This is a genomic window from Streptomyces sp. NPDC049915 (genome assembly GCF_040656475.1).
Classification (GTDB): domain Bacteria; phylum Actinomycetota; class Actinomycetes; order Streptomycetales; family Streptomycetaceae; genus Streptomyces.
In genome coordinates, this window is sequence record NZ_JBFAMH010000013.1 from 164,300 (window position 1) to 181,077 (window position 16,778).

General features: G+C 72.3%; 14 protein-coding genes. 10 read left to right on the forward strand and 4 right to left on the reverse strand.

What is annotated here, in order from left to right:
* Positions 1-12 precede the first annotated feature (12 nt).
* The 7 genes from AB0J12_RS23305 (at position 13) to AB0J12_RS23335 (ending at position 5,601) form a co-directional block, all read left to right on the forward strand.
* The gene (locus AB0J12_RS23305) at positions 13-858 is read left to right on the forward strand and encodes a glutamate ABC transporter substrate-binding protein (protein ID WP_363266282.1); all 846 of its coding nucleotides are present in this window, start codon (positions 13-15) and stop codon (positions 856-858) included.
* A 117-nt stretch (positions 859-975) separates the two neighbouring features.
* Positions 976-1,644, forward strand: a complete 669-nt coding sequence (locus AB0J12_RS23310) for an amino acid ABC transporter permease (protein ID WP_363266283.1) — start codon at positions 976-978, stop codon at positions 1,642-1,644.
* Positions 1,641-2,585: an amino acid ABC transporter permease gene (locus tag AB0J12_RS23315; protein ID WP_363266284.1), complete on the forward strand. Its 945-nt coding sequence runs from the start codon at positions 1,641-1,643 to the stop codon at positions 2,583-2,585. Before AB0J12_RS23310 ends, AB0J12_RS23315 begins: the two co-directional genes overlap by 4 nt.
* Positions 2,586-2,760: 175 nt before the next feature.
* Positions 2,761-4,365, forward strand: a complete 1,605-nt coding sequence (locus AB0J12_RS23320) for an FAD-dependent monooxygenase (RefSeq protein WP_363266313.1) — start codon at positions 2,761-2,763, stop codon at positions 4,363-4,365.
* A 131-nt stretch (positions 4,366-4,496) separates the two neighbouring features.
* Positions 4,497-4,568, forward strand: coding sequence for a putative leader peptide (locus AB0J12_RS23325; protein WP_310851512.1), 72 nt, complete (start codon positions 4,497-4,499; stop codon positions 4,566-4,568).
* A gap of 89 nt (positions 4,569-4,657) precedes the next feature.
* Entirely contained in the window at positions 4,658-5,206 is a 549-nt protein-coding gene (locus AB0J12_RS23330; RefSeq protein WP_363266285.1) for a cysteine dioxygenase, read from the forward strand.
* Complete coding sequence (locus tag AB0J12_RS23335) at positions 5,203-5,601, forward strand: rhodanese-like domain-containing protein (protein ID WP_363266286.1); 399 nt, start codon at positions 5,203-5,205, stop codon at positions 5,599-5,601. The genes AB0J12_RS23330 and AB0J12_RS23335 overlap by 4 nt, the downstream gene beginning before the upstream one ends.
* A 123-nt stretch (positions 5,602-5,724) precedes the next feature.
* On the opposite strand, the gene recX is transcribed toward AB0J12_RS23335, so the two are convergent.
* Positions 5,725-6,543, reverse strand: coding sequence for a recombination regulator RecX (gene recX / locus AB0J12_RS23340; protein ID WP_363266287.1), 819 nt, complete (start codon positions 6,541-6,543; stop codon positions 5,725-5,727).
* 3 nt (positions 6,544-6,546) lie between these two features.
* Positions 6,547-7,677 (reverse strand): recombinase RecA, encoded by a 1,131-nt coding sequence (recA, locus tag AB0J12_RS23345; RefSeq protein ID WP_363266288.1) that lies wholly within the window; start codon positions 7,675-7,677, stop codon positions 6,547-6,549.
* Positions 7,678-8,066: 389 nt separating this feature from the next.
* Between recA and AB0J12_RS23350 the strand changes: the two genes are divergently transcribed.
* Entirely contained in the window at positions 8,067-8,876 is an 810-nt protein-coding gene (locus AB0J12_RS23350) for a hypothetical protein (RefSeq protein WP_363266289.1), read from the forward strand.
* Between the two features lie 36 nt (positions 8,877-8,912).
* Here the strand turns inward: AB0J12_RS23350 and AB0J12_RS23355 are convergent, their stop codons facing one another.
* Together AB0J12_RS23355 and AB0J12_RS23360 are read right to left on the reverse strand one after the other, a co-directional pair.
* Complete coding sequence (locus tag AB0J12_RS23355) at positions 8,913-10,208, reverse strand: AI-2E family transporter (RefSeq protein ID WP_363266290.1); 1,296 nt, start codon at positions 10,206-10,208, stop codon at positions 8,913-8,915.
* Positions 10,209-10,331: 123 nt separating this feature from the next.
* A complete protein-coding gene (locus tag AB0J12_RS23360) occupies positions 10,332-10,526 on the reverse strand; it encodes a DUF3046 domain-containing protein (RefSeq protein WP_363266292.1) in 195 nt (64 codons plus the stop codon).
* Between the two features lie 81 nt (positions 10,527-10,607).
* On the opposite strand from AB0J12_RS23360, the gene AB0J12_RS23365 reads away from it, so the two are divergent.
* Together AB0J12_RS23365 and AB0J12_RS23370 are read left to right on the forward strand one after the other, a co-directional pair.
* Positions 10,608-11,552, forward strand: a complete 945-nt coding sequence (locus AB0J12_RS23365; RefSeq protein WP_363266293.1) for a hypothetical protein — start codon at positions 10,608-10,610, stop codon at positions 11,550-11,552.
* A gap of 220 nt (positions 11,553-11,772) precedes the next feature.
* The gene (locus AB0J12_RS23370) at positions 11,773-16,776 is read left to right on the forward strand and encodes an ATP-dependent helicase (RefSeq protein ID WP_363266294.1); all 5,004 of its coding nucleotides are present in this window, start codon (positions 11,773-11,775) and stop codon (positions 16,774-16,776) included.
* Positions 16,777-16,778 lie beyond the last annotated feature (2 nt).

Genomic DNA, 16,778 nt, shown 5'->3' on the forward strand with positions numbered 1-16,778 from the left:
AGGATGTCCACCATGAAGCTCCGCAAGGTGACCGCCGCCTCGGCCGTCGTTCTCAGCATCGCCCTGTCCGCCACGGCGTGTGGCGGTGGCAGCAAGGACAACTCGTCGTCCTCGTCGAGTGGTGGCGGCAACAAGATCAAGATCGGTATCAAGTACGACCAGCCGGGTCTCGGCCTGAAGGAGCCGAACGGCGACTTCGCCGGCTTCGACGTGGACGTCGCCACGTACATCGCGGGACAGCTCGGCTACAAGCCGGACCAGATCCAGTTCGTGGAGACCAAGAGCGCCGACCGCGAGAACGCGCTCTCGCGCGGTGACGTGAAGTTCATCGCGGCCACGTACTCCATCACCCCGAAGCGGCAGGAGAAGGTCGACTTCGCCGGTCCGTATCTGCTGGCCCACCAGGACCTGCTGGTCAAGAAGGACTCGAAGATCACCAAGGGCACGGACCTCAACGGCCAGAAGCTGTGCTCCGTGGTCGGCTCCACCTCGGCGCAGAACGTCCAGCAGACGATCGCGCCGAAGGCCCAGCTCAAGGAGCTCGGCGGCTACTCCGAGTGCATCGCCGGCCTGCAAAGCGGCGCCGTGGACGCGGTGACCACCGACGACTCGATCCTCGCGGGCTTCGCCGCGCAGGACAAGTACAAGGGCCAGTTCAAGCTCGCCGGTCTCAAGCTGAGCAACGAGAACTACGGCGTCGGTGTGAAGAAGGGCGACACCCAGCTGGTCGACAAGATCAACAAGGCGATCGAGAAGATGGAGAGCAGCGGCGCCTGGGAGGCGGCCGTGAAGAAGAACTTCGGCCCGGCCGACTACAAGAACGAGCCGGCTCCGAAGATCGGCCAGATCGTCAAGTAACGCGGCCCACCGCAGTCAGCTCGGGGTCCCCCTGGTGTGCGCCGCCGCCCGTCGCCCTGCCGGCGGCGGCGCGCCCCGCCCTCCACGTACGTCATCCACCCGGAAGCGCGGGAGATCGTGTTCGACTTTCTTGAAGGCTACGACGTCCTAGGGGCGTTCTGGATGACGGTGAAACTCACCGTCTTCTCCGCCGTGGGCTCCCTGATCTGGGGCACCCTGCTGGCCGCGATGCGGGTCAGTCCGGTCCCGCTGATGCGCGGCTTCGGCACCGCCTACGTGAACATCGTCCGGAACATCCCGCTGACGGTGATCATCGTCTTCTCGTCGCTCGGCCTCGCCGACATCTTCGGGGTCACCCTGGGCGCCCCCGACGACTTCAAGCTCCAGGGCTTCCGGCTCGCGATCCTCGGTCTGGTCGCCTACACCGCGGCCTTCGTCTGCGAGTCGATCCGCTCCGGCATCAACACGGTGCCCCTCGGCCAGGCCGAGGCGGCCCGCGCGATCGGGCTGAACTTCACCCAGACGCTGCGGCTGATCGTGCTGCCGCAGGCCTTCCGGTCGGTCATCGGCCCGCTGGCCAACGTGCTGATCGCCCTGACGAAGAACACCACGGTCGCCGCCGCCATCGGTGTGGCGGAGGCCGCCTCCCTGATGAAGTCGATGATCGAGAACGAGGCCCAGACGCTCGCCATCGGCGCCGTCTTCGCCTTCGGTTTCGTGGTCCTGACCCTGCCCACGGGCCTCATCCTCGGGTGGCTCGCCAAGCGACTGGCGGTGAAGCGATGAGTTCCGTCCTCTACGACACGCCCGGGCCCCGGGCCAAACAGCGCAACATCCTTCTGTCGGTCGTCTTCTTCGTCCTCCTGGCCCTGCTGGTCTGGTGGATCTGGCAGACGATGGATGACAAGAACCAGCTCACGAGCGCTCTGTGGAAGCCGTTCGTCCAGGGCGACACGTGGACGACCTACCTGATCCCGGGCCTGGGCAACACCCTCAAGGCGGCCGCGCTCGCGATGGTCATCGCCCTGCCGCTGGGCGCGTTCTTCGGCATCTCACGCCTGTCCGACCACCGCTGGGTACGTGTGCCGTCCGCCGTGGTCGTGGAGTTCTTCCGGTCCATCCCGGTGCTGCTGCTGATGCTGTTCGCGAACGAGCTCTACTCCCGCTACACGAACGTCACCAGCGAGGACCGGCCCTTCTACGCGGTCGTCACCGGCCTGGTGCTCTACAACGCCTCCGTGCTCGCGGAGGTGGTCCGTGCGGGCATCCTGTCCCTGCCCAGGGGCCAGAGCGAGGCGGCCTACGGCATCGGTCTGCGCAAGACCCAGACGATGACCAGCATCCTGCTGCCGCAGGCGGTCACGGCCATGCTGCCGGCGATCGTCAGCCAGTTGGTGGTCATCGTGAAGGACACCGCGCTGGGCGGTGTGATGATCGGCTACAACGAGCTGCTGAACTCCCGCAGCACCCTCGCGGCCAACTTCGCCAACGTCATTCCCAGCTTCATCGTCGTGGCGGCCATCTACATCGTGCTGAACTTCATCCTGACGTCCTTCGCGAGCTGGCTGGAGGGCTACCTGCGGCGCAGCAAGCGCAGCACGGGTGCGGTCCTCAGCGCGGAGGACATGGAGGAGCTGAACCCGGCGGCGGTGGGCGGCACCTTCGGCACCGGCGGTGAGGGCGGTGGCCCAGCCGGCTTCACTCACACCGGCGGCAAGAAGCCATGACGGCCAATCAAGCAGCTTGACCCAGACGGAGGCAGTGGCATGATCGCCACTGCCTCCGTCACTTGACGCAAGCTTCGGCAATGGGTTGCATACGTTCTGTGATCGTGCACCCTGCTCCAACCTGTTGTTCACATACGTCCCCGAGGACACCGCTGCGAGCAGGGGGCGCCGCGCCGTGGACCCGGTGATCATCGCCGGAGCGGGGCCCGTGGGGCTCACGCTCGCCCTGGCGCTGGCGCGTCAGGAGGTGCCGTCGGTCGTGCTGGACGAGGGCCCCGGCAAGGACGAAGCCCGGCTCGCCCGCACGGTCGTCCTGCGCGAGGACACCGCCGCCCTGCTTCAGCGGCTCACCGGGGTGCCGCTGGACGAGGCCGGTCTGCGTTGGGCCGGATGGCGGTCGATGCGGCGCAAGCAGGTGATGCGCGAGATCGCCTTCGACGACGACACCGAGCCCGCTCCCGTGCACATCGCCCAGCACGTCCTGACCGGCGCCCTGCGCGATGCCCTCGCCGGTCACCGCCTCGTCGAGATCGCCACGGACAGCCGCCTGGACGCCGTCGAACAGGAGCCCTCCGGCGTCACCGCGCACACCCGCGGCCCGAACGGCACCTGGTGGCGCGGCAGTTTCCTCGTCGGCTGCGACGGCCCCCGCTCCACCGTGCGCAAGCTGGCGGACATCCGTTTTCCGGGCCGTACGGCGGTGGAACGGTACGCCGTGGCCGCGCTGCGCACCGAACTCCCCTGGGACGGCGAGGCCGTACTGCACCGTCTGCCGCCGTGGCGCACCTCCGGCCCGACCGCCGGCGAGGTCACCGCCCAGCCGCTGCCGGACGGTGTGTGGCGGCTGGACTGGCTGCTGCCGCCCGGCAAGGACCTGGTCACGCCGGAGATGCTGGTCGCCCGCATCCGCGAGACCCTGGCCGGCTGGCACGCCGGCGCCACACCGCCGTACGACCTGCTGGACACCGGTGTGCACACCGTCCACCACCGCCTCGCCCGCCGCTGGCGCTCGGGCCGGGTTTTCCTCGCCGGGGACGCCGCCCACCTGCTGGGGGCCCTCGGCACCCAGGGCCTGGACGAGGGACTGCGCGACGCCGACAACCTCGCCTGGAAGCTGGCGCTGGCCTGGCACCACGGACCACGCGAGGCGCTCCTCGACAGCTACCAGACCGAGCGCCGCGCCGCCGTCGCCGCCCGGCTGCGCGCCGCCGACCAGGTCCTGCCGCTGCTGCGGGGCGGCGGCGGACTGCGGTCGTACGTCCCCGGCGCGACCCGCGGACACGACGCCCTGCTCACCGACGGCCACCTGGGCCGCGGCCCGCTCGGCGAGACGGCCGACTACTCCGGCTCCCCGCTCGCACCCCGGCACCTGGAGGCGGCGGTCCCCGTCGCCACCGCGCCCGGCGCACAGGTCGCCGACGTGCTGGTCACGGCGGAGGACGGCTCCTTCGTGCCGCTGCGCGACCGGCTCGGCCGCGGGGCCCTGCTCGTCGTCCTGATCGCGCCCGGTACCGGCGTGTGGGAGCGCAAGCACTGGGTCACGGCCGGGATCATGCCGCGGCTGGCCGCCGCGGTGACCGCTCTGCCGCATCCGGCGGAACTGCTGGTCGCCGAGGAGTACCCGGGTGCCGCCGCCCACACGGTGCTGCTGGTGCGGCCCGACGGCCACCTGGTCACCGCGCTCAGCGGAGTACGCCCGGCCGACCTGTACGCCGCCGCCGAGGCCACCTTGGGTGGACCGGCGCGGGCCGAGGCGACGGCGGGCTCCGCCCCGAAGTGACCCCGCTCGCCGTCACAACCCGCACGCGTCACGTACGGATCCCGCTCGCCGTCACTGTGCGCCCGCATAGTGACGGTGAGTTGACCGTCCGGGACCGTCGTGGTGTACTCCGGAGCGTGACCGACACCGATGTGCGCCTGTGGCGGAGGGTCCATATGGACCTGCTCCGATACGCGGGCTGCGTGTGTCGTCCGTCCTGCTGAATTCGCATCCCCCCTCTTTTCTCTGCCGCGCGCCGTGCCCGTCGTGCCGTCGCGCGCTGCCGACGCGAACGCTCAACAGGACGGTGCCCGTGTCTGTCTTCCCCTCGCTCCCCTCTGCCCTGAACAACGCGCCCGCCGCCGCTTCCGTGCCCACTCAGGCGGATCTTCTGGAATTCGTCCGGCGTGCGGCCGCCGACACCGCGCTGATCGACTCGCTCCCCCTCGACCCCGAGGGCCGCACCTGGGTGCGCCTCGAGGGGCCCGGTGGCAGCGAGGCCTGGCTGATCGGCTGGCCGCCCGGCACCGGTACCGGCTGGCACGACCACGCCGAGTCCATCGGTGCCTTCGTCACCGCTCGTGGCGAGCTGCGGGAGAACGCGCTGGCGGCGCGGCTGCCCACCGACGGCTGGAAGACGCTGGAACTGACCGACGGGGTGGACCGGACCCGGCAGCTGCCCGCCGGCCTCGGCCGCTCCTTCGGCCACCACCACGTCCACGAGGTGCTCAACCAGTCCACATCCGAGCACGCCGTCTCCGTGCACGCCTATTACCCTCCGCTGCCGCTGATCCGCCGCTACAGCCGGACCGGTCAGGTGCTGCGCCTGGAGCAGGTCGAGCGCTCGGAGGACTGGCAGTGAGCGAGGCTGTGGGCATTGACGCGCTGCTGGAGCGGGTGCGTGCCGGGTACGCGCGTGTGGAAGCGCGGGAGGCGTACGAGGCCGCCGGCGCCGGTGAGGCACTACTCGTCGACATCCGGTACGCGGCCCTGCGCGAGCGGGACGGTCTGATCCCGGGCGCGGTCGTCGTCGAGCGCAACGAGCTGGAGTGGCGCCTCGACCCCCAGGGCAGCCACCGCCTCCCCGAGGCCACACGTCACGATCTGCGGATCGTGGTGATCTGCAACGAGGGTTACGCCTCCAGCCTGGCGGCCGCCTCCCTGCACCAGCTCGGCCTGCATCGGGCCACCGATCTGGTCGGCGGCTTCCAGGCCTGGCGGGCGGCGGGGCTGCCGGTGGCTCCACCGGAACAATGAGAGCAATAGGGCGGTGGGAGTGTTACGGCGGTGCCGGACCCGTACGGAGTCCGGCACCGTGACCCTGGTCAGGGACCGGGGCGTGGAGACGTCGGAGTCCATCGGTCCAGTACCGGGACGACGTCAGAATCCTCCTTCGTCGAGGAAGTCCGTCTCCTCGCCCTCGTCCTCGAGCGCCTGCCGGACCACGCGCAGGGCCATGCCCTCCGGGTAGCCCTTGCGGGCGAGCATGCCGGCGAGGCGGCGCAGGCGCTTGTCGCGGTCGAGGCCGCGGGTGGCACGCAGCTTGCGGGCGACGAGGTCCCGCGCGGTCGCTTCCTCCTGCTCGCTGTCCAGCTGCGCCACGGCCTCGTCGATCAAGGCCGAGTCGACGCCTTTGGTGCGCAGTTCCCGGGCGAGAGCCCGCCGGGCCAGGCCCCGGCCGTGGTGCCGGGACTCCACCCAGGCGTCCGCGAAGGCGCTGTCGTTGATCAGTCCGACCTCTTCGAACCGCGACAGCACCTCCTCGGCGGCCTCGTCCGGGATGTCGCGCTTGCGCAGGGCGTCCGCGAGTTGCTTGCGGGTGCGCGGGGTCCCGGTGAGCAGGCGCAGGCAGATCGCCCGTGCCCGCTCGACCGGGTCCCCCGGAGGCTCCCCCTGCTCGGCCCTCGACAAGGAAGAGGCGCCCCCGTCCTCGGCGGACGGCTCCGGCTGCTCGCCGAAGCCGCGCCGCCGACGCCCACGGCCGCCGCGCGTCCCCCCGGTACGCGCGCCGTCCCGTGCACCGCCGGCGCGACGCGGCTCCGCGCTGTTGTACCCGGCGGCGTCGCCGTACCCCGGGTAGTCGTCGCCCCCGGTGCCGTCGGTGGCCCGGGCCCTGGCCCGGCCCACGCCCTGCCTCTCGGCCTGCTCATCGAGGGCGTCGAGGTGGGCGTACTCGACCCAGTCGGTTCGTCGTGTCACGGGTCAGCTCTTGGCTGCGGCAGCCTTGGGCTTGGTGACCTTGGCGGCTGCCGGAGCGGGAACCGCCTTGGCCGCGTCGTCGGCCGCGGCGGGGGGGACCGTCGCGTCCGCGCCCGGCTGCGCGGCGGGCTCCTCCGGGCGGACACCCACGCCCAGCTTCTCCTTGATCTTCCTCTCGATCTCGTTGGCCAGGTCGGGGTTGTCCTTCAGGAAGTTGCGCGCGTTCTCCTTGCCCTGGCCGAGCTGGTCGCCCTCGTACGTGTACCAGGCGCCGGCCTTGCGCACGAAGCCGTGCTCCACGCCCATGTCGATCAGGCCGCCCTCGCGGCTGATGCCCTGGCCGTAGAGGATGTCGAACTCGGCCTGCTTGAAGGGCGGTGCCACCTTGTTCTTGACGACCTTGCAGCGGGTGCGGTTACCGACCGCCTCCGTGCCGTCCTTCAGGGTCTCGATGCGGCGGATGTCGATACGCACCGAGGCGTAGAACTTCAGCGCGCGGCCACCGGTCGTGGTCTCCGGCGAGCCGAACATCACGCCGATCTTCTCGCGGAGCTGGTTGATGAAGATCGCCGTGGTCTTGGACTGGTTGAGCGCGCTGGTGATCTTCCGCAGCGCCTGGCTCATCAGACGGGCCTGCAGACCGACGTGGCTGTCGCCCATCTCGCCCTCGATCTCCGCACGCGGCACGAGCGCGGCGACGGAGTCGATGACAATGAGGTCGAGCGCGCCGGAGCGGACCAGCATGTCCACGATCTCCAGCGCCTGCTCGCCGTTGTCCGGCTGGGAGAGGATCAGGTTGTCGATGTCGACGCCGAGCTTCTTCGCGTACTCAGGGTCGAGGGCGTGCTCCGCGTCGACGAAGGCGACCTGGCCGCCGGCCTTCTGCGCGTTGGCCACCGCGTGCAGGGTCAGGGTCGTCTTACCGGAGGACTCCGGGCCATAGACCTCCACCACACGGCCGCGCGGCAGGCCGCCGACACCGAGGGCGACGTCGAGTGCGGTCGACCCGGTGGGGATGACCTCGATGGGCTCGTTCGGCCGCTCGCCCAGGCGCATCACGGCGCCCTTGCCGAATTGCCGTTCAATCTGTGCGAGCGCGGCGTCGAGCGCCTTCTCGCGGTCGGTACCTGCCATGGGTTCCACCCGGTTTGCTTGAGTCGATCGCTTCACGTCAAAGACGCTAACGCCTGCCACTGACAACGCGCCCCGACGCCGGTTCGGCCTGTGGATAACCTTGGGACACACCCGCACGAACTAGGGCGAAATCCCCTCCGCTGAGCCTCGCCGGAGCCTCCATATGAATGGATGTTCGATTTTGGTGTCAAGCGCGCCACGCGGCACCTCCGAGCGTACGCCCGGCTCCCGCACCACCCCGGACCACCACGAGCGGCCGAACCTGGATCGCCGCGAGCCTCAGGGAGCCGGGCCGGGCTCCGGCCGCGGACCCCTGCTCCGCCGGGCGTACGCGCGATGCCTCCGGCGGTACGACGACGGCCCGCCCCTCGGCCGCGAAGCTCGGTCGCATGGACAACAGGTCGGCACAGGCACAGGGCATCCGCCACGGCACACCCCCCGCCACGACTCGCGCCCCTGCTCCGACACCTGCCGTCGACCGGCTCTGTCTGGTCACAGCGGCCGTCCTGATCGTCTCGGGGCTGGCGCATCTGCTGGTCTTCGCCGTCGACGGCGGCCCCTGGTACGGGCCGGTCTCCTGGCGGAAGCCGGTGACCTTCGGGCTGTCGTTCGGCGTGACCCTGCTCGCCGTCGCCTGGGTCACCTCGTACGTCAGCGTGAGCGCGCGGCTGCGGTCCGCGCTGCTCACCGTGTTCGCCCTGGACTGCGTGGTGGAGGTCGGCGGCATCACGCTGCAGGCGTGGCGGCGGGTGCCCTCCCACCTGGACATGGAGACGCCGTTCGACACGGCGGTCTCGATGACGCTCGCGGTGGGCGGCGGTGTGCTGGTCGTGCTGCTGACCGTCTTCGCGGTCGCGTCCTTCCGGCGGCCCCCGTCCGGTCCGGCGGGCATGCCGCTCGCCGTGCGCTCCGGTTTCGCGATCCTGCTGGTGGGCCTCGTCTCGGGCGCGGCGATGATCGCGCGCGGTGTCGTGCTCACCCGGACCGGCCATCAGGAGGCGGCCTATCACTCGACGGCTCCGCTCAAGCCGCTGCACGGGGTGAGCCTGCACGCGGTCCTGGTACTGCCCGCGCTGGCCTGGCTGCTGGCGCGCACACCGTGGGACGCGGCGGTCCGCAGACGGATCGTGGGGATGGCGGTCGGCGCCTATGGCGCGGCGGTGGCCGGAGCGGCGGTGTGGGCGCTCGTCACGTACTAGCGTCCGTCCGGGGGGTGTGCGTCCCTGGCCCGGTGCTCACGCGCCGGGCCGCCCGTCGCCGGAGGCACCCCTGTTCGCCTCGTCCCGGCGCTCCTCGTCGCCACCGCGCAGCGGTCCCCGCCCCCACAGGCCCCGGGCCCGGGTGAGCACGCCCGCTCCCGTGCCGCGGCCGCGGTGGCCGTGGACGCGGGGGTCGTCCGTGACGGTGTAGCGCTTCACGTACGCGCCCAGGAAGGCCTGCAGCGTGGCGACCGCGGGGATGGCGATGAGCGCGCCGACCGCGCCGAGCAGGGCGGTGCCGGCGATGACCGAGCCGAAGGCGACCGCGGGATGGATGTCGACGGTCTTCGAGGTCAGCTTCGGCTGCAGCATGTAGTTCTCGAACTGCTGGTAGACCACCACGAAGATCAGCACCCACACCGCGTACAGCGGGTTGACGGTGAAGGCGATCAGCATCGGCAGCGCGCCGGCGAGATACGTGCCGATGGTCGGGATGAACTGCGACACCACACCGACCCACATGCCGAGCACGGGCGCGTACGGGATGCCGAGGGCCTGCAGCATGACGTAGTGCGCGACGGCCGAGATCAGCGCCATCAGCCCGCGCGAGTACAGGTAACCGCCGGTCTTGTCGACGGCGATCTCCCACGCGCGCAGCACCTCGGCCTGCCGGGCCGGCGGCAGCACCGAGCATATGCCGCGCCGCAGCCGGGGTCCGTCGGCGGCGAAGTAGAAGGAGAACAGGCCGATGGTCAGCAGCTGGAAGAGACCGCCGAGGACCTGTGTGGACACGTCCAGCACGCCGGCCGCGCTGTTCTGCACGTACTTCTTCAGCCAGTCGGAGCGGAGCAGCCCCTGCTGGATGTCCAGCCGCTTGAGGTCGGTGTGGAAGGTGCTGTTGATCCAGTGGATGAGCGAGTCGAGGTAGTCGGGGAAGTGCTCGATCATCTTGATGATCTGGCCGGCGAGCATCGAGCCCAGGAGGGCGACGAACCCGGCGGAGACGATCAGCAGGCCGAGGAAGACCAGGAACGTGGCGAAACCGCGGCGCAGGCCACGGGAGGACATCCAGCTGACCGCGGGTTCGATGGCCAGGGCCAGGAAGAACGCGATGAGGACGTTGATCAGCAACCCGGTGAGCTGGTGGAACGCCCAGCTGCCCAGCTGGAAGGCGGCGATGAGGGCGAGCGCGAGCACCATAGCGCGCGGCAGCCAGCGGGGCATGCGGGCGGCCGGCCCGGCGTCGCTCACGGCCGGGGGCCGGGTGGGCGGCGTCGTGCCGTCGGGGGATGCCTGGGGGGCGGACTGCCCGGTGTCGTCAGTGGATGCCACGGACCAAGTCTCCTTGACGCCACTGACAACCCTTCACCGGCCCGCGATCGGCAAGCGGCCGTCCCGCGATCTTGACCGCGGTTTCCCGTCCCGGACGGGGGCCCGTCGTCCTCACGGCCGCGCTCAGCGCCTCTCCTGCGGAACGTTCATCACCGTGCACACCACACGCCACACGTCCTTGGCCTCCCAGCCGGCGGCCAGCGCCTCGTGCACCGTGCGCTCGCCCAGCTCCGACATCACGTGGTCGCGCGCGAAGGTGTCGGCATAGCCCACACCGAAGTGCTCCGCCATCCGCTCCCAGAAGACCGTCAACCGCATGCCATCAGTATCCCGCCCCTGGGAGTGGGCTCCGGCCCGGGACCGCTCACCGAGACCGCTTTGCGGCCTACGGTCTGGTCCATGGCCGAAACCGGAGCATCCCCACTCCTCTCCACGCCCCCGGCGCGCTCTCCGCTCTCGCGCGCCGAGCACTTCGTCTGGCTCACCGCGCGCGTGCTGGAGCAGCGTCTGTTCGCGTACCACTTCCTGCGGGGCGACGCCGACCCGGTGGAAACCGCACTGGACGCCTACCGCAACCCCGACGGCGGATACGGCCACGCCCTGGAACCGGATCTGCGCGGTCCGGTCAGCCAGCCGCTGCACACCGCGCACGCGCTGCGCGTACTGGACCGCATCGGGCGCTGCGCGGGGCAGCGCGTGGAACGCGTGTGCCGCTATCTGACCTCGGTGTCCACGGCCGAAGGCGCGCTGCCGGCCATCCATCCCAGCCAGCGGGGCTATCCGGCGGCACCGTTCCTCCCGATCGTGGACGATCCGCCGAGCGACCTGCTCGCGACCGGGCCCGTGGTGGGCCTGCTGCACCGCAACGAGGTCTGGCACGCGTGGCTCTTCCGGGCCACCGACTTCTGCTGGCAGCGCATCGAGTCGCTGGAGAAGTCCCATCCGTACGAGATCGAGGCCGCCGTCGCCTTCCTGGACTCCGCGCCCGACCAGGCGCGTGCCCATGCCGCGGCGGACCGCCTGGGGCGGCTGGTGCGGGAGCACCGGCTCGCCGCCCTGGACCCCGACGACCTCGGGGCCTACCCGGTCGCGCCGGGCTACGCCCCGGGCGAGCACCATTTCCCGTACGACTTCGCGCCTGGGCCGGACTCGCTCGCGCGCGCATGGTTCACCGACGACGAGATGGCTCGGTCCCTGGACCATCTGGCGAGCGAGCAGCGGGAGGACGGCGGCTGGCCGGTCCGGTGGCGCCAGTGGGCACCGGGCACGGTGCTGGAGGCGCGGCCCATGGTGACCATCGAGGCACTGCGCACGCTCAGAGCGTACGGCCGCGCCATCGGGTGAGCGGGTGGAGCGGGTGGCTCCGGAGGGGGTGGCAGGACGGGGGCCCCGCCCGGACCCCCGTCCCCGCCCAGCACCCCGCCTCGGCCTCCGCCGCCGCGACTGCGCCTGGCACAGTGACCCACCCGGCCCCGCCCCGCCCCGCCAGGCACCGAGACTGCCCGGAGCCGCCGCGTCCCCGCAGCTCAAGGCCGTTGTCAGTGGGTGGGTGCAGGATGGACGCATGGTCAGCTCCGCCCATCCGGCCCTCGACGGCTTCTCCCCCGCGACCCGCGGCTGGTTCACGGGGGCCTTCTCCGCGCCCACGGCCGCCCAGGCGGGCGCGTGGCAGGCCATCCGTGCGGGGTCGGACGTGCTGGTGGTCGCTCCCACCGGCTCCGGCAAGACCCTGGCCGCGTTCCTCGCCGCCCTGGATCAGCTCGCCTCCACGCCGCCCCCGGCCGACCCGAAGAAGCGCTGCCGGGTGCTGTACGTCTCCCCGCTGAAGGCCCTGGCCGTCGATGTGGAGCGCAACCTGCGCAGCCCGCTGACCGGCATCCGCCACGAGTCCGTCCGCCTCGGCCTGCCGGAGCCGGAGGTGAAGGTCGGCATCCGCTCCGGTGACACCCCGCCGGCCGAGCGCCGCGCGCTGTCCACACGGCCGCCGGACATCCTGATCACCACCCCGGAATCGCTGTTCCTGATGCTGACCTCGGCCACGCGTGACGCGCTGGCCGGCGTGGAGACGGTGATCCTGGACGAGGTGCACGCGGTGGCGGGCACCAAGCGCGGGGCACATCTCGCGCTGTCCCTGGAGCGGCTGGACGAGCTGCTGCCGAAGCCCGCCCGCCGTATCGGCCTGTCGGCGACCGTCCGCCCGGTCGACGAGGTCGCCCGCTATCTCTCGCCGCACCGCAAGGTGGAGATCGTCCAGCCCGAGTCGGGCAAGGAGTTCGACCTGTCGGTCGTCGTCCCGGTCGAGGACATGGGCGAGCTGGGCGGCTCCCCGGCCGCCGACGCCTCCGAAGGCGCGGAGCGGCCCTCGATCTGGCCGCACGTGGAGGAGCGGATCGCCGACCTCGTGCAGTCCCACCGGTCCACGATCGTCTTCGCGAACTCCCGTCGTCTCGCCGAGCGCCTGTGCAACCGGCTCAACGAGATCGCCTACGAGCGGGCGACCGGGGAGACGCTGGACGAGCACCATGCGCCGGCCGAGCTGATGGGCGGCTCGGGCGCGGCCCAGGGCGCCCCGGCGGTCATCGCTCGCGCCCACCACGGCTCGGTGTCGAAGGAGCAGCGGGCCCTGGTCGAGGAGGACCTGAAGGCGGGCCGGCTGCCCGCCGTGGTCGCGACGTCCAGCCTGGAGCTGGGCATCGACATGGGCGCCGTCGACCTCGTCGTCCAGGTCGAGTCGCCGCCCTCGGTCGCCTCCGGCCTGCAGCGCGTCGGCCGCGCGGGCCACCAGGTGGGCGCGGTGTCCACGGGTGTGGTGTTCCCCAAGTACCGGGGCGACCTGGTGCAGGCGGCCGTGGTCACCGAGCGGATGCGCATCGGCGCCATCGAGTCGCTGAAGGTGCCCGCCAACCCGCTCGACGTGCTCGCCCAGCAGCTCGTCGCCATGACGGCGTTGGACACCTGGCAGGTCGACGACCTGCTCACCGTGGTGCGCCGCGCCGCGCCCTTCGCGTCGCTGCCGGAGTCGGCGTTCACCGCCGTGCTCGACATGCTGGCGGGCCGCTATCCGTCCGACGCGTTCGCCGAGCTGCGCCCGCGCGTGGTGTGGGACCGCGTGGCCGGCACGGTGACCGGCCGCCCCGGCGCCCAGCGCCTCGCGGTGACCTCCGGCGGCACGATCCCCGACCGTGGCCTGTTCGGGGTCTTCCTCGCCGGGTCCGACCCGAAGAAGGGCGGCGGCCGGGTCGGCGAGCTGGACGAGGAGATGGTCTACGAGTCGAGGGTCGGTGACGTCTTCACGCTGGGCACCAGTTCCTGGCGCATCGAGGACATCACCCGCGACCGGGTCCTGGTGTCCCCGGCGCCGGGCGTGCCGGGCCGGCTGCCTTTCTGGAAGGGCGACCAGCTGGGCCGCCCGCTGGAACTGGGCCGTGCGGTCGGCGCGTTCCTGCGCGAGGTCGGCTCACTCGACCGGGACGACGCGCGGCTGCGGCTGCTCGCGGCAGGGCTGGACGCCTGGGCCGCGGACAACGTACTGGCGTATCTGGACGAACAGCGGGAGGCCTGCGGCCACATCCCCGACGACCGCACGATCGTCGTGGAGCGCTTCCGTGACGAGCTCGGCGACTGGCGGGTCGTGGTGCACTCCCCCTTCGGCGCCCAGGTGCACGCCCCGTGGGCGCTCGCGCTCGGCGCCCGCCTCGCCGAGCGGTACGGCATGGACGCGCAGGTCATGCACGCCGACGACGGCATCGTGCTGCGGCTGCCGGACGCCGACCTGATGGGCCTGGAACTGCTCGATCAGCAGCCGGCGAAGGCGGGCACGGAGTACGACGCCGACCAGGCCCCGGTCGGGGCGGCCGACGTGGTCTTCGACAAGGGCGAGGTCGACCAGGTCGTCACGGACCAGGTCGGCGGCTCCGCCCTGTTCGCCGCCCGCTTCCGCGAGTGCGCCGCCCGCGCGCTGCTGCTGCCGCGCCGCAACCCCGGCCGGCGCACCCCGCTGTGGCAGCAGCGCCAGCGCGCCGCACAACTGCTTGAGGTGGCGAGCGAGTTCGGTTCCTTCCCGATCGTCCTGGAAGCGGTCCGCGAGTGCCTCCAGGACGTCTTCGACGTCCCCGGCCTGACCGAGCTGATGGGCGACCTGGAGTCCCGCAAGGTGCGCCTGGTCGAGGTGACCACCCCGGAGCCGTCCCCGTTCGCCCGCTCCCTCCTCTTCGGGTACGTCGCCCAGTTCCTGTACGAGGGCGACTCCCCGCTCGCCGAGCGCCGCGCGGCCGCGCTGTCGCTGGACTCCCGGCTGCTGGCCGAGCTGCTGGGCCAGGCGGAGCTGCGCGAACTGCTCGACGCGGAGGTGCTCACCGAGCTGGAGCGGGAGCTGCAGTGGCTCACCGAGGACCGGCGCATCAAGGACGTCGAGGGCGTGGCGGACGCGCTGCGCGTGCTCGGCCCGCTCACCGAGGCGGAGCTGGTCGAGCGCGGCGCAGAGCCCCCGTGGGCGCACGAACTGGCCGCGGCCCGCCGGGCCATCCGGGTCCGCATCGGCGGCCGGGACCACTGGGCGGCGATCGAGGACGCGGGCCGGCTGCGCGACGCGCTCGGGACCGCCCTGCCGGTCGGGGTCCCCGAGGCCTTCACCGAGCCCGTCAAGGACCCGCTGGGCGACCTCCTCGCCCGCTACGCCCGCACCCACGGCCCCTTCACGTCGGCCACCGCCGCCGCGCGGTTCGGGCTGGGCGTCGCGGTCACCGACGGCGCCCTTCAGCGGCTCGCGGCGGCCGGCCGGGTCGTCCAGGGCGAGTTCCACCCCGCCGGTATCGGTCAGGAGTGGTGTGACGCGGCCGTACTGCGCCGGCTGCGCCGCCGTTCCCTGGCCGCGCTGCGCCACGAACTGGAGCCGGTGCCGCCGGCCGCGCTCGCCCAGTTCCTGCCGCAGTGGCAGCACATCGGCAAGGGCCATGCGCTTCGCGGCGTCGACGGACTCGTGCGGGCCGTGGAGCAGTTGCAGGGCGCGTCCGTGCCCGCCTCCGCCCTGGAGAAGCTCGTCCTGCCGTCCCGCGTCAGCGGTTACACCCCCGCGATGCTCGACGAACTCACCGCCGCCGGAGAGATCGTCTGGGCCGGTGCGGGCGCGCTGCCCGGCAAGGACGGCTGGGTCTCCCTCTACCTGGCGGACGCGGCCCCGCTGCTCCTGCCGCCGCCGCACCCGCTGGAGCCGACGGCCCTGCACGAGTCCGTACTGAACACCCTGTCGGGCGGCTATGGCCTGTTCTTCCGTCAGATCGCCGACCAGGTACGGGCCACCACCCACCCCGACGCCACCGACCCCCAACTGGCCGACGCCCTGTGGGACCTGGCCTGGTCCGGCCGGCTCACCAACGACACGCTCGCCCCGATGCGTTCCCTGCTGGGCTCCGGCCGCACCGCGGGCTCCACCGCCCACCGCGCCAAACGCGCGGCCCCGCGCGGCCGCTACGGCTCCCTGACCGCCGCGGCCCGCCCCGCCTCCCGCAGCGGCCCGCCGACCGTCGCCGGCCGCTGGTCCCTGCTCCCGGCGCAGGAGCCGGACCCCACGGTCCGCGCCCACGCCCTGGCCCGCACGCTGCTCGACCGGCACGGTGTGGTGACGCGGGGCGCCGTCGGCGCGGAGGGCGTCGAGGGCGGCTTCTCGGCGGTGTACCGCGTCCTGTCCGTGTTCGAGGAGAGCGGGCAGGCCCGTCGCGGGTACGTGGTGGAGGGCCTCGGCGCCGCGCAGTTCGCCATGGACGGCGCGGTCGACCGGCTGCGCGCGGTGGCCAACGCCCGCGAGCGCGGTGACGCCGCGAGGGCAGCGGCCCCGGCAGGCTTCGGCGCCCCGGACGGCGACGGCCACGGCAGCCCCGGCGGTCTTCCGTCCGACGGTTTCCCCGCCACCGACGTCGACTGGACCAGGACCTTCGACGCGCCCGACGGCACGCAGTTCCCGGACTTCCCGCTCTCCCCCGGCGACTACGTCTCCCCGAGCGACTTCGCATCCCCGGGCGCCGGCGGCCCCCGAGGCGGCGGCCCGGGCCACGGCGCCGGCTCACCGTACGACGGCTACGGCGGCGGCTACGACACCGGCGGCGGCACGACAGGCGGGTACGACCGTCGCTTCGGCAACCACGGCACGTACGGCAACCGCCGCGCCGACCCCACCGCCGCCACCCGCTGCGTCGTCCTCGCCGCCGCCGACCCGGCCAACGCCTACGGCGCCGCCCTGCCCTGGCCCGAGCCGCCGACCGGCGCCGGGCACAAACCGGGCCGCAAGGCGGGCTCCCTCGTGGTGCTGGTCGACGGTGACCTGGCGCTGTACATGGAGCGCGGCGGCAAGACCCTGCTGGCCTGGCCCGCCGAGCCGGACGCCGAGGCGAGCGAGGATCCGCGTCTGCGGGCGGCAGCGGAGGCCCTGGCAGCGGCGGCCCGCGCGGGTTCGCTCGGCACGGTCACGGTGGAGCGCGTCAACGGCACCTCCGCCCTGACCTCCCCCTTCGGCACCCTCCTGGAAGGAGCCGGCTTCATCGCGACCCCCCGCGGTCTGCGGCTACGGGCCTGACG

Coding starts and splice junctions, on each gene's coding strand:
- recA (WP_363266288.1), bottom strand. CDS start 7,677: ATGGCAGGTACCGACCGCGAGAAGGCGCTCGACGCCGCGCTCGCACAG.
- AB0J12_RS23370 (WP_363266294.1), top strand. CDS start 11,773: ATGGTCAGCTCCGCCCATCCGGCCCTCGACGGCTTCTCCCCCGCGACC.
- AB0J12_RS23350 (WP_363266289.1), top strand. CDS start 8,067: ATGGACAACAGGTCGGCACAGGCACAGGGCATCCGCCACGGCACACCC.
- AB0J12_RS23365 (WP_363266293.1), top strand. CDS start 10,608: ATGGCCGAAACCGGAGCATCCCCACTCCTCTCCACGCCCCCGGCGCGC.
- AB0J12_RS23305 (WP_363266282.1), top strand. CDS start 13: ATGAAGCTCCGCAAGGTGACCGCCGCCTCGGCCGTCGTTCTCAGCATC.
- AB0J12_RS23315 (WP_363266284.1), top strand. CDS start 1,641: ATGAGTTCCGTCCTCTACGACACGCCCGGGCCCCGGGCCAAACAGCGC.
- AB0J12_RS23360 (WP_363266292.1), bottom strand. CDS start 10,526: ATGCGGTTGACGGTCTTCTGGGAGCGGATGGCGGAGCACTTCGGTGTG.